12 protein-coding genes are annotated in these 19,905 nt (G+C 58.2%); 9 read left to right on the forward strand and 3 right to left on the reverse strand.

Translation table 11 applies throughout. The features are described from left to right. The 3 genes from A1355_RS09885 to A1355_RS09895 form a co-directional block, all read right to left on the reverse strand. On the reverse strand, positions 1–2,215 hold a 2,215-nt coding region (locus A1355_RS09885; protein ID WP_197471775.1), incomplete at its 3' end, for an ATP-binding protein. 7 nt (positions 2,216–2,222) lie between these two features. After that, complete coding sequence (locus A1355_RS09890) at positions 2,223–3,335, reverse strand: substrate-binding domain-containing protein (protein WP_064027515.1); 1,113 nt, start codon at positions 3,333–3,335, stop codon at positions 2,223–2,225. Between the two features lie 298 nt (positions 3,336–3,633). Beyond that, positions 3,634–8,517: a PAS domain S-box protein gene (locus A1355_RS09895; RefSeq protein WP_064027517.1), complete on the reverse strand. Its 4,884-nt coding sequence runs from the start codon at positions 8,515–8,517 to the stop codon at positions 3,634–3,636. A 216-nt stretch (positions 8,518–8,733) separates the two neighbouring features. Between A1355_RS09895 and A1355_RS09900 the strand changes: the two genes are divergently transcribed. The 9 genes from A1355_RS09900 to A1355_RS25195 all read left to right on the forward strand — a co-directional run bounded on the left by A1355_RS09900 (position 8,734) and on the right by A1355_RS25195 (position 19,779). Further along, on the forward strand, positions 8,734–9,321 hold the full coding sequence (locus A1355_RS09900) for a TIGR00730 family Rossman fold protein (protein WP_064027519.1): 588 nt from the start codon (positions 8,734–8,736) through the stop codon (positions 9,319–9,321). A 26-nt stretch (positions 9,322–9,347) separates the two neighbouring features. After that, entirely contained in the window at positions 9,348–9,704 is a 357-nt protein-coding gene (locus tag A1355_RS09905; protein WP_157197833.1) for a hypothetical protein, read from the forward strand. 118 nt (positions 9,705–9,822) lie between these two features. After that, entirely contained in the window at positions 9,823–10,194 is a 372-nt protein-coding gene (locus A1355_RS09910; RefSeq protein WP_064027524.1) for a hypothetical protein, read from the forward strand. Continuing rightward, positions 10,191–10,589, forward strand: coding sequence for a glycine zipper family protein (locus tag A1355_RS09915; protein WP_396641977.1), 399 nt, complete (start codon positions 10,191–10,193; stop codon positions 10,587–10,589). Before A1355_RS09910 ends, A1355_RS09915 begins: the two co-directional genes overlap by 4 nt. A 231-nt stretch (positions 10,590–10,820) precedes the next feature. Beyond that, complete coding sequence (locus tag A1355_RS09920) at positions 10,821–11,282, forward strand: septal ring lytic transglycosylase RlpA family protein (RefSeq protein WP_064027526.1); 462 nt, start codon at positions 10,821–10,823, stop codon at positions 11,280–11,282. Between the two features lie 340 nt (positions 11,283–11,622). Then, the gene (locus tag A1355_RS09925) at positions 11,623–12,816 is read left to right on the forward strand and encodes an HlyD family secretion protein (protein ID WP_064027528.1); all 1,194 of its coding nucleotides are present in this window, start codon (positions 11,623–11,625) and stop codon (positions 12,814–12,816) included. Beyond that, on the forward strand, positions 12,813–15,878 hold the full coding sequence (locus A1355_RS09930) for an ATP-binding cassette domain-containing protein (RefSeq protein WP_064027530.1): 3,066 nt from the start codon (positions 12,813–12,815) through the stop codon (positions 15,876–15,878). The genes A1355_RS09925 and A1355_RS09930 overlap by 4 nt, the downstream gene beginning before the upstream one ends. Beyond that, positions 15,875–18,007 carry an ATP-binding cassette domain-containing protein gene (locus tag A1355_RS09935; RefSeq protein WP_064027533.1) on the forward strand — a complete coding sequence of 711 codons (2,133 nt, stop codon included), beginning with the start codon at positions 15,875–15,877 and terminating at the stop codon, positions 18,005–18,007. Before A1355_RS09930 ends, A1355_RS09935 begins: the two co-directional genes overlap by 4 nt. 338 nt (positions 18,008–18,345) lie before the next feature. After that, a complete protein-coding gene (locus A1355_RS25195) occupies positions 18,346–19,779 on the forward strand; it encodes a glycosaminoglycan attachment protein (protein ID WP_157197834.1) in 1,434 nt (477 codons plus the stop codon). The last annotated feature ends 126 nt before the right edge of the window (positions 19,780–19,905 follow it).

A 19,905-nucleotide genomic window follows, 5' to 3' on the forward strand; every position in this document is an offset into this window, starting at 1 on the left:
AATTCGCCGCCAACGCGGCCAGCCGCTCCGCCAGCGCGGCGTGTCCGATGCCGATTTGACTTATCGCCGCCGCTATTTGGGCGGCGTCCAGGCTCTCCAGTGCCTGCCGCAGCGATAGGCGCAACGGCGCCGGCAAGTCGGCCAGCGAGTCCTCGATCGGAGCGTTGGCGGGAGGTTCAACCATATTCGATAAACGGTCGTCAACGAACTCGAGGCCCAAATGCCTGGCCAAGCAATCGTAGATCTCTTGAAACCGGTAAGGCTTGGGAATGAAGTCGTCCATGCCGGCGTCCAGCATTTCCTGCTGCTCTTCCCGGAAGGCGGAGGCGGTAACGGCGATAATCTTGATCCGGTTGCCGCCCGGCAGGCGGCGGATTTGCCGGGTCGCCTCGACGCCGTCCAGTACCGGCATCCGTCTATCCATCCAAATCAGATCGGGTTGCCAGTCTCGACAGAGATCCAAACACTGTTGGCCGTTGCCCGCAATTCGGGTTTCCAGGCCAAGACGGTTCATCAATTGCCGGAGTAGAATCTGGTTTTCGATTTGGTCGTCGGCGATCAAGATTCGATAAGCCGGTTGGCCAGGCGCCAGGCGGATCGCCGCCCCCGATCTGGGGGTAAGGCTTACCGGAAATGCCTCATCCGCCACTAGTTCGACCGGCACGTCGACGGAAAATAGCGAGCCCTTGCCGGGCGTGCTGGTCACCGAGATTCGGCCTCCCATCAATTCGACGAATTGTCGGGTAATGGCCAAGCCAAGTCCGGTGCCTTTTTGATCGCCGTTATCCGCCAACTGCACAAATGGTTCGAACAAGCGTTGTTGGTCCTCCGGGGCAATGCCGGATCCGGTGTCTTCGACCGTCATCAGCAAGTGCTGGCGGTGGTTTTCCAGCGTCGCCAGCCTTACCGTCACGCCGCCTGCCGGGGTGAACTTCAGCGCGTTGCCGATCAGATTCACCAATATCTGGCGGAGCCGAGCTTGGTCGGCCTTGATGAAACGGGGAAACTCGGACGATTGGTCTACGCCGAGCCGTAAACCTTTGGCTGACGCCCGTGCTTGCATCATGTCGGTCACGTCTCTGACCAGGCCGCCGAGGTCGAACGGCGCGACCGTCAATTTGAGTTGACCAGCCTCGATCTTGGCGATTTCCAGCACATCGTTGATCAAATCCAGCAGGTGCTCGCCGCTACGATTAATGATGTCCAGACTTTCCAGCTGGCTTTCGCTCAGTTCGGGATCGTCGCGCAACATGCTGGAAAAGCCCAAAATCGCGCTCAACGGCGTACGCAGTTCGTGGCTCATATTGGCGAGAAACGCGCTCTTGGCTTTGTTGGCCGATTCGGCCGCGTCGCGGGCGCGCGCCAATTCCTCGGTGCGTAGCGCCAGTTGTCGCCTATCCTCGCGAAATTGCGCCACGGCCTGGGCCATCTCATCGATTTCGTCGAGGTCGGATCGCGGCGTACTCCCGGTCGCGTTGTCGGGATGGTCTTCGCGTAATTGGCGACTAATGTGTTGCAGACGCGCCAGTACGTGCCGGCCCACGAAGACTTGGGTGATCGTCCAAGCCAGCAGCAAGCTGCCGGCCAGTAGGATTTCCACCCAATGTTCCTTGTCGCGGGCGGTTTGCCACAGCTCCCTCACGCTGTTCCGGTAGGCTTCGGTGTATTGATCGTTCAAGGTCCGGGCGGCGTCTACCATCGCGGTGGCCTGGCGGCGGAGTTCCTCGTCGAATTCCTGTTGCACGCGATGGCGGGCGGCGCTGTCGGCTACGTCTTGGGGCGCCAGGGATTCGCGCACGGCGCTTTCCCGCAACTGCGCGACGACATTCGCGGTATTGCGAAACAATTGACTGGCTTGCCGCAAATCCAGCAAGGCGGCGTCTTCGCCGCCGGCGGCTAGTTTGTCCACCAATACATCGAAGATTTCCATGCGCTTGGCGATATCGGCGTAACTCGCCCGCATTGGGGCGAGTGCGCCGGTCCTTGCCAATTGGTAGGAGGCGCGTTCGATCTGCAAGGTCTGGTCGACCATCTGTTGCGCTTGCCGCAGGCTTTCCAAGCGCTCCTCCGCCAGCCAGGCGACGGTGTTCGCCGAGCCGCGCAAGGCATGGACCGCGGTCAGGCCGCCGGCCAGAATTAAGGCCGCCAGCGCGGCCAATGTGAACAGAAATTGCCGGCGTAGCGTACGGGGCAGATAACGGCGTGACAGGCTCATGTCGGTTTCAAGGTTTCCAAATGTGCCGGAAAATTTCCCGGTAACCATTGTTCGGATCATACAGCAGGTCGGGCGCGCCTTCCGACGCGATATTCGCGGCCGTGACCAGATGTACCGGAACCACGTAGCCGGTGACCGCTTGGCCGGACAGTAGCCGGTTCAATTCGTCGATGAGCTGCCAGCCTTGCAGATTCAGCGGCTCGGCGGCGGTGGCGGTTTGAAAGGCGCCGGCGCGGATACGCAGAAAGGCGGCGGGGCTGCCGTCGCCGGCCGACAGCAAGGCGATACTGGCACTGGACCGACCGGATTGGGTGAGTTCCGGCACCGCGTAGTCGAAATAAATATCGTTGATCGCCAATAGGTGAGTCAGGCCGGTGCCGTGGCGCGCCAACCATTCGCGGGTGATTTTCGGCATCGTTTCAGCGGCCGTGGAAATCGCGATGTCCCGGATTTCCAGCAACTTGCATTCCGCGCAACGTCGCACAACGATGGCCATTGCTTCGGCCTTGGCTAGGGCAATGTCGAAGTTGCTGTCGGTGACGATCACCACACCGGCGCCGCGCGCGTCCGAAACGGCGGCCGTGGCGGTCACGCGGGCAACTTCCAGCGGGTCGCTGGACACGTTTATCGCGATAGGGCCTTTATCCAGCGCGCCGGCCTTGAGATCGACGTGCCAGCCGACCACCGGGATACCGCGCTCGGCGAATGGCGCCAGTCCGGCGCCGATAGCGCGGGCGTCGGTGCCGACCACGATCACGCCGTCCGGCTGCTGCGCGTTGGCGGCGGTCAAGGCCCGGTCGCGTCCGGCCGGGTTGCCGCCCGCGTCGAATATTTTCGTTTGCCAGCCGATTTCGCCCGCCGCCTCGCGGATGCCCCGGGTGACGCCGAGTACCCCGCCATTGCGCAAGTCTTCGCAGACGATCGCCACCCGCGCCCCGATGCGCGCCGGCGGGCCGTTCCGGGCGCCGCCCCATGCGGTGTCGAACGACGAGGCGTTCGATGCTGATTCCGCTTCAGTCGTTGCAGACTTGTCGTCGGCTATTGACGGCGTGCAGGGCAGGCAGGCGCAGCTCAGCCCCAAAACCCAGGCACCGACCCATCGTAAGCTTGGCGCAAACATTGTTAAATATCCTCCGTCTGGGCGTTGCCCATTTCGGGTTAATACTGAAATCGCCGCCGCCGGCCGGTCGCGGCGGACTAGGGTCGGCGTTGGCTTCAGCGGTCCTGATGGCGACGGTTTAGCGTTATGGGGTGCCTGTCCGCTTTGCGACAACTTGGACTCGGCTGCAATTGTAGCCTTTGCGCCATCGCGCCGCAGCGGTGATGGCGCGACGCGCCGGTTTGAGCATCGCGGCGATCCGACACATTTATCGGTCACGGGTTGTTTCAATACCGGAAAGTTAGGGAAAGCCACTCGGCTAGCTGTTAGGCGCCCGGATTAAGGCCGTGCAGCGATCCAGCGCGGTCAGTATCGTCGGATATTCGAAATAGTCGGCGCATCGGCTCAGAGTTTGCGCCAAGTCGGGAGCGACTTCGGCGATTTCGCCGATCGCGGCGGCGATGCGCGCGGCATCCAGGCTTTCCACGGCCGCGCGCAGATTGAATCTTAGCGGTGCCGGTAGCGCCGCCAAGCGTTCGAGGTCGGGTTCGTTGTCGATTGGCTTGTTTCGCGGTGGCGCGCCGAGGTAAACGTATTTCACCCCCAATTGCCTGGCTAGGCAGTCGTAAATTTCCTCGAACCGGTAGGGCTTGCGGATGAAGTCGTCCATGCCGGCGTCCAGCATTTCTCGCTGTTGTTCCTTGAAGGCCGAGGCGGTCACGGCCACGATTTTCACTTTATCGCCGCCCGGTAAGCGGCGGATGCGTAGCGTCGCCTCGATACCGTCCATTTCCGGCATGCGTCTATCCATCCAGATCAAATCCGGCTGCCAGGTTTCGAATAGCTCGACGCCTTGCTTGCCGTTTTCGGCTATTTTGACCGGCAAATCCAGGGTGTGCATCAAGCGACTGAGCAAGGACTGGTTTTCCGGTTGGTCTTCGACGATTAGGATGCGGTAGCGCGGCTGCCCTGGCTCTAAGCCGACGATCGGTCCGAGCTTGTCGGCGTGTTGGCTGGGTATGTCGACGGTATCCGACAACTCGACCGGTAATTCGATCCGAAATAGCGAACCTTTGCCGGGTTGGCTGTCGACCTCGATCCGGCCGTGCAGCATTTCGACGAATTGGCGGGTGATCGCCAAGCCGAGGCCCGTGCCGCTCTGCGGCAAGCGGCTGTCGGCGAGCTGGACGAAGGGTTCGAATAGGCGCTGGCGATCTTGCGGCGCGATGCCGGCCCCGGAGTCTTCCACCTCGATGATCAGATGGTGGCGGGCGTTTTCCTTGACCCCTAGCCTCACCGTGACGCCGCCTTGTTCGGTGAATTTGATGGCGTTATTGATCAAGTTGATCAGGATTTGCCGCAAGCGCGATTCGTCGCTCTTGATGTAACGCGGAAATTCCGACGATTGATCCAGCGTCAGGCGCAGACCTTTTTCCTCGGCGCGAACTTGCATCAGTTCGGTCACATCGCGAACCAAGCCGCCTAAATCGAACGGGGCTATTTCGACTTGCAAGTGGCCTGCCTCGATTTTGGCCATTTCCAACACATCGTTGATCAAGTTCAATAAATGCGCGCCGCTGCGGTTGATGATGTCCAGGTTATCCCGTTGATTGTCGGTCAATTGCGCGTCGGTACGCATCAGTCCGGAAAAGCCCAGGATCGCGTTGAGCGGCGTGCGCAGCTCGTGGCTCATATTCGCCAGAAACACGCTTTTGGCTTTATTCGCGGCTTCGGCGGCATCGCGGGCTTCCAACAACTCGGCGGTGCGTTGCAGAACCGTGTCTTCGAGATGGTCTTTATAGCGCCGCAGTTCTTCCTCGTTACGCTTACGCTCGCTAATGTCGGTGACCATTGCCAACGAACCTTGGAATACGCCGTCGTCGTCGAAAATTGGGGCCGCCGACACTTGCGCCCAAATGAACTGGCCCCGCCGCGTCAGGAAACGCCGCTCGTAGTTCTCAGTGATACCGGCGCGCCGGCGGCGAAGTTTTTCTAAGTGATCGTCGGCGTCTTCGGCCGGCATGAAATCGCTCATCGGTCGGCCGTTCAGTTCTTCGGCCCGGTAACCGACCAGTTCCGCCATCCGGCCGTTGACAAAGTTGGTCAGCCCGTCCGGGCCCACCACCCAGATGCCCTCGGTGGCGGTATCGACGATGCGCCGGTATTTGGCTTCGCTTTCGCGCATGGCCTGTTCGGCCAGTTTGCGCTCGTGTATGTCCATCCGCGTGCCGAGCACACGGGTGACCTTGCCGTGGCTGTCTCGGCGTATTCCGAAACCGCGCACTTGCTGCCAACGGTATTGACCGTCGGCATGACGGAGGCGGGCTTCGTATTGATATTCCAGGAAGCCGTCGATCAGCACGCTTTCGATTTTACCGAGGACTCGGGCGCGATCGTCGGGGTGTAGCCGCGCTATCCATTCCTGGCGATCGCCGGGACCGGTCTCGGGCTGATAACCCAGCATCGTGAAATAGGCGGGCGAAGCGTACCAGAGGTCGTTCTCGATATCCCAATCCCAAATGCCGATTTGAGTCGCTTCCAGCGTCAGCCTCAGGCGCTCTTCGGAATCGTGCAATTTGGATTCGATCTGTTGACGTTCCGACCTGGCCCGCAACACGCTGATCCCGAACGCCAAATCGTTGGCCAATTCGCCTAACAGACGTATTTCGGCCGAGGTGATGCTGCCCACCCGATCGGCATAAATCAACACGATCCCGAAGACGACATTACCGGTGTCCTTCAGCGGCAACGCGATGCAGGACCGGTAATCGCGACGCAAACACGCTTGCCGCCAAGTCGCCATCAGCGGATCGCCGGCAATGTCCTCTATATACACCACTTGTCCGGAGCGAACGGCTAGACCGCAAGGCCCTTGTCCTCGTTCGTTATCGCCCCAGGACAATTTGGCGTTGCGCAAATAGCCGAGTTCAGCACCGGCCCAAGCCACCGGTTGGACGGTTTGCTCGGCGTCGCGCATCAAAAACCCGACCCAAGTCATTCGGTAACCGGCCTGTTCGCAGACGATCCGGCACACTTCGTCGAGCAGGGTTTGTTCGGTGTCCGCGCGCAGCAAGATTTGATTGCAACTGCCGATTGCTTGCAGCTCCCGATTCAAGCGCCGCAATTCATCTTCGTTACGCTGGCGTTCGCTGATGTCCCGGCAGATCGCCAAGTTGTAGCCTTGGCCGGCGTATTCGACAAAATTGGCGGTAATTTCGACCGGGATGCTTAGGCCGTCCTTGGTCAGGTGGCGGGTTTCGAAACGAATTCGGCGTTCGTTGCGCAATCGCGGCCAAAATTCGGTCAGTCTGGCCGGCGACCAATTCGGATCGATGTCGAATACCGTGACGTGGCCTAGCATCTCTTCGCGGCTGTAACCCAGCACGCTGGTGGCGCTTTGGTTAACGTACAAAAAGTCGGCGGCGTTTTCGGCCATCAAGAACACGGTTTCGCCGACTTGATCCATCGCGTCGTTCAGCAGCTGCAGTTGCTGGCGGAGGGTTTTTTGCTCGGAAATATCGGTGCGCAGGTAGAGAAAGTTAGCGACTTTAAACTCGCTGTCGAAGATAGGCGAGGCGATGATTTGCTCCCAGCGCGCTTCGCCGTTTTTGTGACGGTTGACCAGTTCGGCTTGCCAGAGCCGGCCGGCCTTGACCGTTTTTAGGCTGTCGGCGAATTCGGCTTCGGTCATCTCGGAGGCGATCAGTTCGCGGTGACTTTTGCCGTAGATTTCGCCGAATCGATAGCCGGTGATGCGGGTGTAGGCGGCGTTGGTATAGATGGCGGTGCCGTTGCGCTCGGTAATCAGAATACCGACCGGATTTTGATCGGCGGCTTGGGCCAAGCGGTTGATCTCATGTTCGAATAAGCGTCGATCGGTGATGTCGCGGTTAGACACCCGGTGACCGATGTAACGGCCGTCGCGGCTGAACGCCGCTTGGCAGCAATGTGAAATCCAGCGGATTTCTCCGTCCCGGCGCACGATGCGGAAATCCAGCTCAGCCGGCCTGGCATGTCCGGCGTCGTGACGATGCAGATGATAGCTTTCGCGGTCGTCGGCATGCACGACGTCGTGCAATCGAACGGGATCTTCCATGAAGTGTTCCGGCGGGTAACCGGTAATCCGTTTGCAAGAGGGCGACATGTAATTCAACGTACCGTTTTCGTTTAGCCAATATTCCCAGTCGTAGGGATAGTCGGCAACGATATGGAATTTTTCTTCTTCGGCGGCCAGACGTTCGATGATGCGTTGCTGTTGGCGCCAAGCCCGGACGATTAACCAGGCGCCAATCCAGGATATTGCGATGAACAAACACACCAAGCCGGCGATTTGCCAGACTTCGTTATACCACTCCGCCAAATAATCGATTTCGGCGAGACCGACGCTGACGTAGAGCGGGTAGAAATTGACCCGCCGAAACGACACGATCCGGGCCATCCCGTCGAAACTGAGTGGGCTGTGAAAAGTGCCTTGCCTGGAATCCTTGGCAAGTTGGTTTTTAAATTCCTCGGAAATATCTTGTCGACCAATCGTGCTGGCAATGTCGCCGGAAAACGGCAGGCGCGCGATCAAGCGTAGGTCGGCGTCGCGCAAATTGATCGCGCCGCGCCGACCGACATCTACCCGACTGAGCATTTTGTTGAAATTGTCCAGCGAAATATTGGCGAAGACCACGCCGGCAAAATCGCCGTTCGGCATCCGCAAGCGGCGCGCAAAATTGATCACCCAGGTCCGGTTTATCCGCGACATGACCGGTTGATTGATAAACAGACCCAACTCGGGGCGATCGCGCAGCTCGGTAAAATATCGGCGATCGGCCATGCTCGGTGGCGATTCCTTGGGAATGTCGGTACCGAACGCTACCGTGCCGCGCGCGTCGGTGGCCCGCAGTCCGATAACCCATGGCAGCTTGGTCTGCAGCCACGCCATATGCGCCGATAAACCCGCCGAATCTGGATGGCCGGTGGCAAGCTGCTGTTCTATCCGTTCGGCCGCCAGTTGCAAACCCAAATCGACTTGGTCGATCGTGCTTTCGATCGTTTGGGCAATGACGCTGGCCAGGTTTTCGGTGGCCACTTCGGCGCGCTGCCGATAGGCGGTATAGCTGTGGCGCAAGGCTATAGCGGTTACCGAAACGGCGAGGATATCGATCAGGACAATGCCCCAGATCAAACGAAAAAATAAGCCGCGGGTTACGTTCATTATTATTAGGTTAGTGTTGCCCCGGTCCACGCCAGCCGGGGCCACTCGCGGGCGGATTCGCGTCGAGTGGCCGAGGCCTTTGCCTTGGACCGGTTTTACCACAAATAACGGAACGGCGTGTATCGTTCGATCCCATTTAGCCGGCGCCCTGGCGCCGGCGAGCGAGCGACTTTGCACTACACTTTCAAGTACCGTTGCCGATCACTTGGGGTCACGATGTCCTTTCGCAGTCTTTGCGTCTATTGCGGTTCCAGTCCGGGCCGCTTACCGGCCTATACCGCCTCGGCCAACGCGCTGGCCGAGGCGATGGTGCGGCGGGGCATTCGCTTGATTTACGGTGGCGCCGGCATCGGCATCATGGGAGCGGTGGCGGATCGGGTCCTGGCCTTGGGCGGCGAAGCGGTCGGCGTGATTCCCAAGGCGCTGGCTCACAAGGAAGTCGCGCACGCCGGCTTGACTGAACTTTACGTGACCGCGTCGATGCATGAACGCAAGATGCGGATGGCGGAATTGGCCGACGGCTTCGTCGCATTACCGGGCGGTATCGGTACCTTGGAAGAATTGTTCGAAATCTGGACCTGGGCGCAATTGGGTTTTCACCGCAAACCTTGCGGTTTATTGAACGTCGCCGGTTATTACGACGGTCTGCTCGGGTTTCTGGATCATGTTCGCGCCGAACAATTCGTCAAGCCCGAGCAACGCGAGTTGTTGATGGTCGCCGGCGATCCCGAAACGCTGTTGACGCGCTATGCCGCGTATCAAGCCCCACCGACCAAGCAGTGGCTGGCGAATGACGAGACCTGACGCGCTTATTGCCGGTGGGAGAACGTATGCGGATAAATAGGTTTTTAACGCCGGTCTTGAGCCTGATCGCCGTCGCGGCATCCGCCGCGCCGCCGGTTAAATGTCTGGTTGACGGTAAAATGTTGTATACCGACGACGCGGCGCGTTGCCGGAATGCCGACAAACTGCCGATAGCCGGGAATGTGATTATCGCGCCGAAAGCCAAGGCGGCTGCTCCGACATTACCGGGCTTGCCCGGTTTGGAGACACCCGGTATGTTGGATTCGATATTGGAAAGGTTTGGTTTGACCCGGCAAGATGTTGCCGATGGCTGGAAAACCGTCATGGATGCCCGCGAGCGCGGAAGCTGGCAAGCACCGGCCATTCCCGAGGAGGATCGTTAGTCCCGAGCGGAGCTCGGTTTCGCCGTCTTAATCGTTTCATAATCCCGCCTTAATTTTGCTTTAAGCCCCCGTCTTTAGAATTTTCCGCAACTGAATAATTATCCAAAGAGGGAGTGCAATGTTCAGATTAACAAGCTTAGCAATATTGGGTATCGCGTTTTCGTCGACCGTCAGCGCCGACGACGGTTGGGGTGAGCATCACCACCGCCATCACCACCATCATTATCAGCGCGACTATTTTCCGGCGTATCCGGTGGAACGAGTATATGTGCCGGCGCCTGTCGTGCAATACGTACCGGCGCCTCCGGTTTATTACGCTCCGCCACCTCCACCGGTGCGCTACGGATATTACGATCAACGCAACCCATCCGGCTTGGTCGGCGGCATGGTCGGCAGTGCCTTGGGATACGGAATGGGCGGCGGAGATCCGCTGGCCGCCGGGATTGGCGCGGCGGCGGGTTCCTGGCTGGGCAATGGGATGAACAGATGATGACATTACGTTCGTTTTCGTGCTTGATCATCGTCGCGCTCGGCGCGTCCGGCTGCGCTACCCAAACCGGATGGACCCCGACCGTCGATACCTATAACGACCGGAACAGCTATCGTCTGAATCAAGACATGCAGGAATGCCGGCAACTTGCCGAACAAGCCTCTGGCGGTACCGCCAAGGAAGCCGCGATCGGCGCCGGCGTCGGTGGATTAATCGGTGCCGCGGGCGGCGCGGCCTTGGGTGCGATTATCGGAAATCCGGGTACCGGAGCGGCGATAGGCGCGGCGGCGGGCGGTATCGGCGGCGGCGCCAAGCAAGGCATCCAATCCGAAGACCGCTTCAAAAATGCTTACAACAGTTGTTTGCGGCAGCGCGGACATACCGTTGTCAACTAAACTGATTGCCAGTTTGTGCGTTTTGTCTGGTTGGGAAGTCTTCAGCTACCGCGAATCGCCATTTACTGAATTAGTATGCTCAAACACCGTATAGCTGGCGTCGAAGCTCTCGACAATTATTCTTCGCGCCTGCAATCCCCCGCAGACATCGGTTTAAGGATTGGTCGCGCGGGATTTCACCGTGCGAATCTCGCTAGGTCTATATCGAAGCGGCTAACTCGGCCCGGCCTGATGTTGCGACGCTGCGTATTAGCCTTAACGGTACTGGCGTTCGCCGGTTGTTCGCTATTGCCCGATTTGGAAGAAAGCGATGATAGCGCGAACAGGCCGGCCGGTAGTGGTGCCCGCTACAATAGGCCCTATCGGGTTAAGGGTAAAACCTATGTACCGTTGCAAAGCGCGGTGGGTTATAAGGAACGGGGCAGGGCGTCCTGGTACGGCGCCGAATCCGGCCCGCGGACCGCGAGCGGGATACGCTTCGATCCGCGCGGCTTGACGGCCGCGCACAAGACCTTGCCGATACCTTGCAAGGTTAGGGTTACCAACCTGCGTAACGGTCGCCAGGTTGACGTGGTGATCACCGATCGGGGACCGTTTTCTCCCGACCGGTTAATCGATTTGTCCAAGGCGGCGGCCGAGCGAATCGGCATGCGCGGTACCGCTGAGGTCACTATCGAGTATTTGGGCGGATAGGCTCGGCGTTGGTGTATCGTTTTGGGCCCGCGCGCTACCGCATGCTCCGCAAAATCGTCCAGAGAAACGCTAGTCTTCCGAGACTTTGAAACGCTTCGATAGCGACTCGCCAGTAATAAACGCCAACTCGGCACTCCTAGCTTCCGCCCAGTCGATCCGTAAGCTCGCGGCAGCGGCGGACCTTTAATAACCGGGGGAATGGCGCCGGCGGTCGCGGCCGGCACAGAACCTTACCGACACCACAAGCAAATCCTGCCCCGCTGTGAATTAGTTCATTGCGTCGGGCCGGCAAAACGTTCGAAATCTCCGGGCATTCAACGACCGTTACCGGAGAATTCGTTTGCCTACCCGTTTCTCTCGCACCACCCGTTCCCTGGCGCGCGATTCCGCGCGGCATGCCATTCTCGTCTGGTCGCTGGCAGGCGTTTTGCTGGTGGCTTGGCTGTTTTGGTTTTGCATGGCGCGATTGACAATTTACGAGATCAGCTCGCAAGCCCGTCTCGAGGTCAATCGCTCGGTACATCCTATCGCTGCACCGGTCGCCGGCAAAATCGTCTCGATCGACTTTTCGTTAGGTCAGCAAGTCGAGGCCGGTCAGGTGTTGGCAACATTGGACACGGTCAGTGAAACCTTGCGTTTGCAAGAAGAACAGGCGAGATTGACGGCCTTGCCGCCGCAAATAGAGGCGTTGCATAAGCAAATCGCTGCATTGGAGCAGTCCAGGCTGGACGACCAGCAAGCGGCGTTGGCGGCTATCGACAGCGCTCGATCCCGACAGCGCGAGGCTAACGCGGCGGTGTCGTTCGCCAAGGACTACGAGCGGCGCTTGAGCGAGTTGAAGGGAGCCGGCAAGGGCGCTTTGATCGATACACTCCGGGCCGGCACCGAAGTGCAAAAACTCAGTTCCGCCCGCTCCGCGCTGTCCGCCGACATTCAGCGCTTGCAAATGGATGCACAAACCCATTCCCACCAAAAACTGGCCGAAATCGAAGAGTTAAAACAGGATGCCGCCAAATTGAGCGGTGAACAAGCAACCTGCCGCATCACGATAGACCGCTTACGCGAAGAGATCGAAAAACATCGGATCCGCGCGCCGGCCGCCGGGCAAATCGGCGATATCGCGCCGTTGCAGGTCGGCGGCTATGTGGCGATCGGCGACAAGCTGGGTTCGGTGGTGCCGCACAGCGAACTGCGTATCGTCGCCGATTTTCCGCCGGCGGCGGTAATCGGGCGAATTAAGCCCGGCCAAGCCGCCACGATGCGGCTGGACGGTTTTCCGTGGGCACAATTCGGCACGCTGGCGGCGAAAGTGAGCACCGTTGCTTCGGAGATTCGCGACAACCGAGTGCGGGTCGAATTCGCGCCCGAGCAGGCGGCGAACTCGGCCATCGTGTTGCAACACGGTCTGCCGGGCTCCATCGACGTCGTCATCGAACAACTCAGCCCGGCGCTACTGGTATTGCGCAAGGCCGGACAATTGTTTGACGACGGCATTCGCCAACCGCGTTCGTCCGCCGGTGCGCCCGAGTCATGAGCTGGTTCGGAGGGCGGTGTTGGCTGGTGCCGGAGGTGGTACAAACCTCGGCGATGGATTGCGGGCCGGCGGCGCTGAAATCCCTGCTCGAAGGGTTTCGAATTCCGGTCAGTTACGGGCGCTTGCGGGAAGCCTGCCAAACTAATGTGGACGGCACTTCGATCGACATGTTGGAACTGGTCGCCAATCGCTTGGGCCTGCAAGCAGAGCAAGTGATGGTGCCGGTCGATCATGTGTTTTTGTCCGAGGCCGCCGTCTTGCCGGCGATGGTCGTGGCACACCGGGCCGACGGATCGACGCACTTTGTCGTCGTTTGGCGCCGGCACGGCGATTGGCTGCAAGTGATGGACCCGGCGGTGGGCCGGCGCTGGCTGCGTTGCAAGTCATTCGCCGAGGAGATATTGCAGCATAAACTGCCGGTTTCGGCGGACAACTGGCGGGCTTGGGCCGCCTCCGCGGAGTTTGTGAATCCACTCAGACAGCGCCTGGCCGCGCTTGGGGCCGGAAGGGCAGTGGTCGATGCGATCATAGACCAGGCGGAACAAGACCCCGATTGGTTAGGTTTCGCCAAATTGGACGCCGGTTTGCGGCTGGCGTCCACACTGCAATCCGTCGGCGGTATCGGTGCCGGCGCGGTGGCGGTTCGCTTGCTGCGGACCGTGCTCGGCGCGGTTTCCAGCCAGGATTTAACCCGTACCGTTCCGGCGGCGTATTGGTCGGTGGCGCCGTACGATGCCGGGACCGACGAAGCCCTATTGCTGCTGCACGGCGCGGTGTTGTTGCAAATCCGAGGTCGGCAACCCGCGTTGGAAGCCGATCCGCCGGTGCAAGATGCGCTGGAAGCCGAGTTGACAAGCGCGCTGAACCAGCGCCCCGTGAATCCGGAACGAACTGTTTTCGACTTGTTGAAAGCCGACGGCTTGTTGTCGCCGCTAGCCTTGCTGGGGGCCTTGACCGTAGCGGTGGCCGCGGTACTGCTGGAGACCTTGTTGTTCCGGGGCGTGTTCGATATTGCCTGGGAACTGAAAGCCGCCGAACAACGTCTGGGGGCGTTATGTAGCTTATTGGCCTTTGTCACGTTGCTGTTGTCGATCGAAGTGCCGATTGCGATGGAAACACTACGTTATGGCCGGCATCTGGAAATTCAACTGCGTATGGCATTGCTGCGTAAACTGCCGCGTTTACCCGATCGTTATTTTCAAAGTCGGCCGGTGTCCGACATGGCCGAACGCAGCCACGCCATTGCGCTAACCCGACAGATTCCGGGCTTGGCGATTCAATTCATGCAAACCCTGTGCGACTTATGCTTGACGTTGATCGGCATTCTATTGCTGGATCGCGCCGGATTCGCTTGGGCGGCGCTCGCCGCGGGGTTGGCGGTGGCAGTGCCTTTATTTGGTCAAGCCTGGTTAAACGAGCGCGATTTACGGGTGCGCAATCACACCGGCGCAATGATCGGCTTTTATCTCGACGCCTTGCTGGGCTTGGTGCCTATACGCACTCACCGAGCCGAACCGGCGGTGCGCCGCGAACATGAAGGACTGTTGGTGGATTGGGCGCTCGCCTGTCGCGGTTTAATTCGTTCGGCGTTGACGATAGAAGCGGTGCAGGGAGCGGCCAGTTTGAGCGCGATCGGCGTGATGCTGTGCCAACATTTTATTCGGACCGGCAGCGTCACCGGTTCTGACCTGTTGTTGGTATATTGGGCTTTGAAATTGCCGGCGCTGGGTCAAAAATTGACGACGCTGGCGCATCAATATCCGGCCCAGCGCAATAGCCTGTTGCGTTTACTGGAACCGTTGGCCACGCCGGAAGAAGCGGATGATCCGGAAGTGTCGCCGTCGTTCGATACCCGCGATGCCGTGGTCGGCTCGCGGCCGCGGTCGGCGAGTGAGGTTATTGGCGGCAGCGACAGCGGCGGGGCCAGCCCCTTCGGCTCCGCTCAGGGCGAGCACTTCGACTCCGCTCAGGGCGAGCACTTCGACTCCGCTCAGGGCGAGGAATCCATGTCGGGTGGGCCGTTTGGTTTGGCGGACGGCGCGCTTTCGGGTAACGAATCGGGCATTTCCCTTGATGGACACTTCATTTACGGTGTCGGCCGGCCGGGCAAACGCCGATTTGGCAAGGCGCGGAGGAGGGCGGACGCATCCCGGCCTTCCTTCGCCAGACTTGGGGGCGAGCAGCCCGGAATCAACAAGCGGAGCCCCGACAAAATTCGGACGCATCGGCTAGGCGGCTTTACGCGGCCGCCCGCCATCCGCATCAACGAAGGCCACGTGGTCGCCGCCGGTCACGATATCTTGCTGAACGTCGATTTAAGCATCGCTCCCGGCGAGCATATCGCGATAGTCGGTCCTTCCGGCGCCGGTAAGTCCAGTTTGGTCGGTTTGTTGTTGGGCTGGCACCGCTTGGCGGTGGGCAGGTTGTTGGTCGACGGCAAGCCGTTGAGCGGCAAGTATCTTGCCGCGTTGCGCCGGCAAACCGCCTGGCTGGACCCGGCCGTACAGCTTTGGAACCGTTCGTTTTTGGAAAACCTGACTTTCGGTGTCCAGCATGGCGGATTCGGCCGGATAGGCGAGGCCATCGACGCGGCGACCTTGCGCCCGGTGTTGCAAAACTTGCCGGCCGGCTTGCAGGCTCACTTGGGCGAAAGCGGCGCCTTGCTGTCCGGCGGCGAAGGCCAGCGCGTGCGGCTAGCCAGAGCGTTGATGCAAACCCAGGTGCGGCTGGCCTTGCTGGACGAGCCGTTTCGCGGCATGGACCGCGTTCAGCGCCGACAATTGCTGATGGAAGCCAGACAATGGTGGCGCGCCGCGACGCTGTTATGCGTAACGCACGATGTCGAGGAAACCCTGAGTTTCGAGCGGGTGTTGGTCGTCGAAAACGGCGCCATCGTCGAGGACGCCGCGCCAAGGGTCCTGGCCGGCCGAGACAGCCGATATCGCGAGATGTTGAACAGCGAACGCCGTCTGCACGATCGGCTTTGGCAAGGCAAGCATTGGCGGCGTTTGGCTATAGCTAACCGGCGCTTGTCGAGCGAGCGGGCCGGGAGCTCGGCGTGAGTTCGACAATTGCCGCGCTGAGTTGGCCGCTCGCCCGATTGGGGGAGGGTATCGAACAACTCGCGCGCGGTGCCAACTTACTGGCCACCGGCCCTCGGAATCCGCTCACCGCTACTTCACCTCCGCAGCACCGGGCCGAGCTCGGAACTTGGATCGAGTGGGCCGGCGAACGCTTGGGTTTGGAAGCCGAACCGATCGAGAGTTTCGTTCCCCAGGTCGCTGAGTGGTTGCGCGACATCGGGCCGGCTATCTTACAAATCGATATTGCCGGGGAAGCGCGCTGCCTGTTTTTATTGCGCTCGCGCTTTGGCGGTCTGCAAGTGTTGGGGCCGGATTTACAATGGTCGACGTGCTCGGTTGCCGGTTTGCGCAATGCGTTGTGTGCGGATTTCGAAGCGCCGTTGCAAGCGGAAATCGAAGGCTTGCTGGCCTTGGCCGACGTGCCGGAACGACGGCGGAAGGCTGTAAAGGCATTGCTACTGGACCAGCGCCTGGCAACCCAAAAGATTGAAAACTGCTGGTTGTTGCGTCAGCCGGCGACGGCCAATCTGCGCCGCCAATTGGCCGAATCGGGTTTGCCGAGACGGGCATTGGGCTTGCTGGTCGCGCTAGCGGTGGTCTATGCGCTGGAAATTGCCGGCTGGCGTTTGATTGGCGCAGCGGCGTTGAACGGTCGGCTGGATTTCGGTTGGCTGTCGGCTTGGGGTTTGGCGGTGTTCTCGCTAATTCCGCTGCATTGGATCAGCGGCTGGCTCGACGCCGGCTTTGCATTGGACGTTGGAATCTTGCTGAAGAAGCGCATGCTGGCCGGTGCGTTGCGTTTGGATCTGGAAGCTGTCAAACAGCAGGGTAGCGGACAATTGCTGGGAAGGGTCATGGAATCGCAGGCCTTGGAGTCCTTGTCGCTGAACGGCGGATTTTCGACGTTGATCGGCCTTGTCGAGTGGCTGTTCGCCGCATGGATCTTGAGCGCCGGCGTCGCGGGCTTCGGCCACTTGTTGATGCTGGCCGGCTGGACGGTGTTGGCCTTGTGGCTGACCGGACGCTATCTGCGCCGGCTGAAACACACCACCTTTCAGCGGATGACCATGACCGAGCAGTTGGTCGAGCGCATGGTCGGTCATCGTACCTGTCTGGCCCAGGAATCACCCGAACGCCGCGATGCCGACGATGACAGCCTGCTCAACGACTATTTGCTTAGCGCCAGCGAAACCGACGCCGCGCTAATACCGCTGATCGGCTCGCTGGCAAGGGGCTGGCTGGTGCTGGCCTTGCTGGGTCTGTCGCCGGCTTTCGTCAGCGGCGATACCGCATCGATCGGTTTGGCGATCAGTTTGGGCGGCATTTTATTGGCCGGCCGGGCTTTCTCGAACGTTGCAACCGGCTTGGCGGTGCTTGCCAGGGCCTTTATTGCCTGGCAACAGGTGGCGGTTTTGTTTCATGCTGCCTATCGAGCGCCGCCCAGCCAGCCGTTTTTGTCGGCCGCCGATTTGCGCGGCGAAGTCGGCATCGCCGGGTCCGGCAAACTGGTAGATGCCAGCGATTTGAGCTATCGGTATAGATCGGGCGGCGAGCCGGTCTTACGCGGTGTCGATCTGACGATTCGGCGCGGCGAACGCTGCTTGCTCGAAGGTCCTTCCGGCGGTGGAAAATCGACGTTGGCGGCCTTGCTGGTCGGATTACGCCAACCGGAGTCCGGATTGTTGCTACTGAACGGCTTGGACCGATATACCTTGGGTGATAACTGGCACAAGCTGGCCGGCGAGGCGCCGCAATTTCACGAGAACCACATCCTGACCGGCACGTTGGCTTTCAACCTACTGATGGGCCGTCATTGGCCGGCCGACAAGCCGGATCTTCTGGAGGCCGAGGAATTGTGTGTCGCGTTGGGGCTGGAACCCTTGTTACAGCGCATGCCGTCCGGTATTCATCAACGGGTCGGCGAAACCGGTTGGCAACTTTCCCACGGCGAACGGAGCCGGATTTTCCTGGCGCGCGCGTTGCTGCGGAACACCGCGTTGACAGTATTGGACGAGAGTTTCGCGGCACTCGATCCGGAGACGATGGAACAATGCTTGAGTTGCGCGCTCGCCAGAGCCGATACCTTGCTGGTCATCGCTCATCCTTGAGCGCGGCGAACGCGTGTTTATCACTGGCAACGCCAACCCACCTCGCAAGTGACCACGGTCCCACCGGACAACATCCCGAAATCGCATCGACCGCTGGCGATAGCGGCGTTCCGAGCATGAATTCATAGGCGTATTCCATGCCTTTTCAGCGGCTGATTCCGATTGAATACCGGCATCGGTTCCGATGCAAACCAGGCCATCGATTCCGATAAGATCGCGCCAATGTTTGGCGACCGTTCATGGAAGTGGTGAAATGCTGGAATCGACCCTTTGCGGTCTGTTGTTCGAAGTGATTCAATGGCGGCTATCAAGCCCTTACCGCCCCCAATTTTTTAATTATGAAACCAATTTCTAAAGAACGATTTGAAGCATTTATCGCTTACACAAGGCAACCACCTGCGGCAGGCGAGTACTCTCGTGAATTAGAATGGTATGCGAGTGATAATGAAGTATTACTTGCGACTATTATTATCGACTTTGAAGATGAGTTTTCAGCAGTTATTCTTGGAAGAGATGTGGATTCAAAATTCCGTTGTATTAATTTTCCAATGGTATTTCAAAAAATAGAAGAAGCAAGAGAATATATGCTCTGTGAATCAAGAAAAATTCTTTTAGATGATAAATACATCTTTCCTCTGGGCGATGAAAGACATAAAAAACTTGATTTATTCAGTTCAATATGCGACCCAAAAAATCTTAATCAACATTTTGAGGCTGTACGCACGCTAAAAGAGTATTCATCAGCAAGAGAAATTATTGCTGAATTAATGGCTAATTTCAAAGATATTGATGGAAATTTTGTTGAACAGTTTCAATCAACGGGATTTGATTCTCGGATTTGGGAGCTGTATCTATTTGCTTATTTGAGCGAAGAAAGGCTATATATTAATAGGGAATACGAAGCTCCCGATTTTCTTGTTACAGATGGTAGACAGAAGGTAGCTATTGAAGCGATTACTGTGAACTCCTCAGAGGGAGATAAAGACATAGAAAATCTTATGCCCGAAAAAATTGTAGAGCTTTTAAAAAATGATATGCCCTTAAAGTTTGGCAGTGCTTTGTTCTCCAAAATGAATAGAAAAAACAAAAAAGGAAAGCCTATTGAAAAATATTGGGAGCTAGAACATGTTAAAGATTGTCCACTTGTTTTTGCAATTGCCGATTTTTCTTCAGAAGGCTCCATGTGTTGGTCATCTAATGCCATAATAGATTACTTATATGGCACAAAACGCAATTGGCAGGTTTCTGATGATGGGCAGCTAATTATAGATTCAACGGAGATTGATTTTATAAAACATAATGGAACGAAAGTGCCTGGATTTTTCTCTTCAGAAAATGCCGAAAATATTAGTGCTGTTTTATTTTCACCCTCAGGAACAATATCAAAATTTGTCAGAATGGGAAAATCAGCAGGTTTTGGTGATTCTTCTGTTTGTGTAAAATATGGTGGTGTTTGTCATAATCATGAAGGCTTATTACATCCTAATAAATTCTTTTTTGAGGTTGATAGTAATTACAAAGAATTATGGGGAGCTGGTATTTCAATTTTTCACAATCCAAATGCACTTCATCCTCTGCCTCAAGAATTATTTCCTTCGGTTGCTCATTTTTTCCCAATGGAAGATGGTGTTATCGGATGTCTTCCACCAGCTTTTCACCCCTATACTGGACTAACTTTCATGCATCCTGCTACTGAAAATGTAACCGAAGAATATTTTGAGTTGTTAATTACCCGTTTTTCTACCATTACGGGGAAAACGATAAAGTTATAGGGCCAAGGATGCGCTGAGCAAGGCCGTAAGGTGCGCAGACTATAGGGTGCTGCCGTCAGGCGCACCGTTCGCGATCGTTGCGCCTCGCATGGCTCGGCACAACCTATAGGCGGTTGCACTTTTTTG

Source organism: Methylomonas koyamae, assembly GCF_001644025.1.
Classification (GTDB): domain Bacteria; phylum Pseudomonadota; class Gammaproteobacteria; order Methylococcales; family Methylomonadaceae; genus Methylomonas; species Methylomonas koyamae_A.

Bases quoted from the DNA above. Each gene is read 5' to 3' on its own strand.
- A1355_RS09920 (WP_064027526.1), top strand. From the start codon at position 10,821: ATGTTGCGACGCTGCGTATTAGCCTTAACGGTACTGGCGTTCGCCGGT.
- A1355_RS25195 (WP_157197834.1), top strand. From the start codon at position 18,346: ATGAAACCAATTTCTAAAGAACGATTTGAAGCATTTATCGCTTACACA.
- A1355_RS09930 (WP_064027530.1), top strand. From the start codon at position 12,813: ATGAGCTGGTTCGGAGGGCGGTGTTGGCTGGTGCCGGAGGTGGTACAA.
- A1355_RS09905 (WP_157197833.1), top strand. From the start codon at position 9,348: ATGCGGATAAATAGGTTTTTAACGCCGGTCTTGAGCCTGATCGCCGTC.
- A1355_RS09915 (WP_396641977.1), top strand. From the start codon at position 10,191: ATGATGACATTACGTTCGTTTTCGTGCTTGATCATCGTCGCGCTCGGC.
- A1355_RS09890 (WP_064027515.1), bottom strand. From the start codon at position 3,335: ATGTTTGCGCCAAGCTTACGATGGGTCGGTGCCTGGGTTTTGGGGCTG.
- A1355_RS09895 (WP_064027517.1), bottom strand. From the start codon at position 8,517: ATGAACGTAACCCGCGGCTTATTTTTTCGTTTGATCTGGGGCATTGTC.
- A1355_RS09910 (WP_064027524.1), top strand. From the start codon at position 9,823: ATGTTCAGATTAACAAGCTTAGCAATATTGGGTATCGCGTTTTCGTCG.
- A1355_RS09900 (WP_064027519.1), top strand. From the start codon at position 8,734: ATGTCCTTTCGCAGTCTTTGCGTCTATTGCGGTTCCAGTCCGGGCCGC.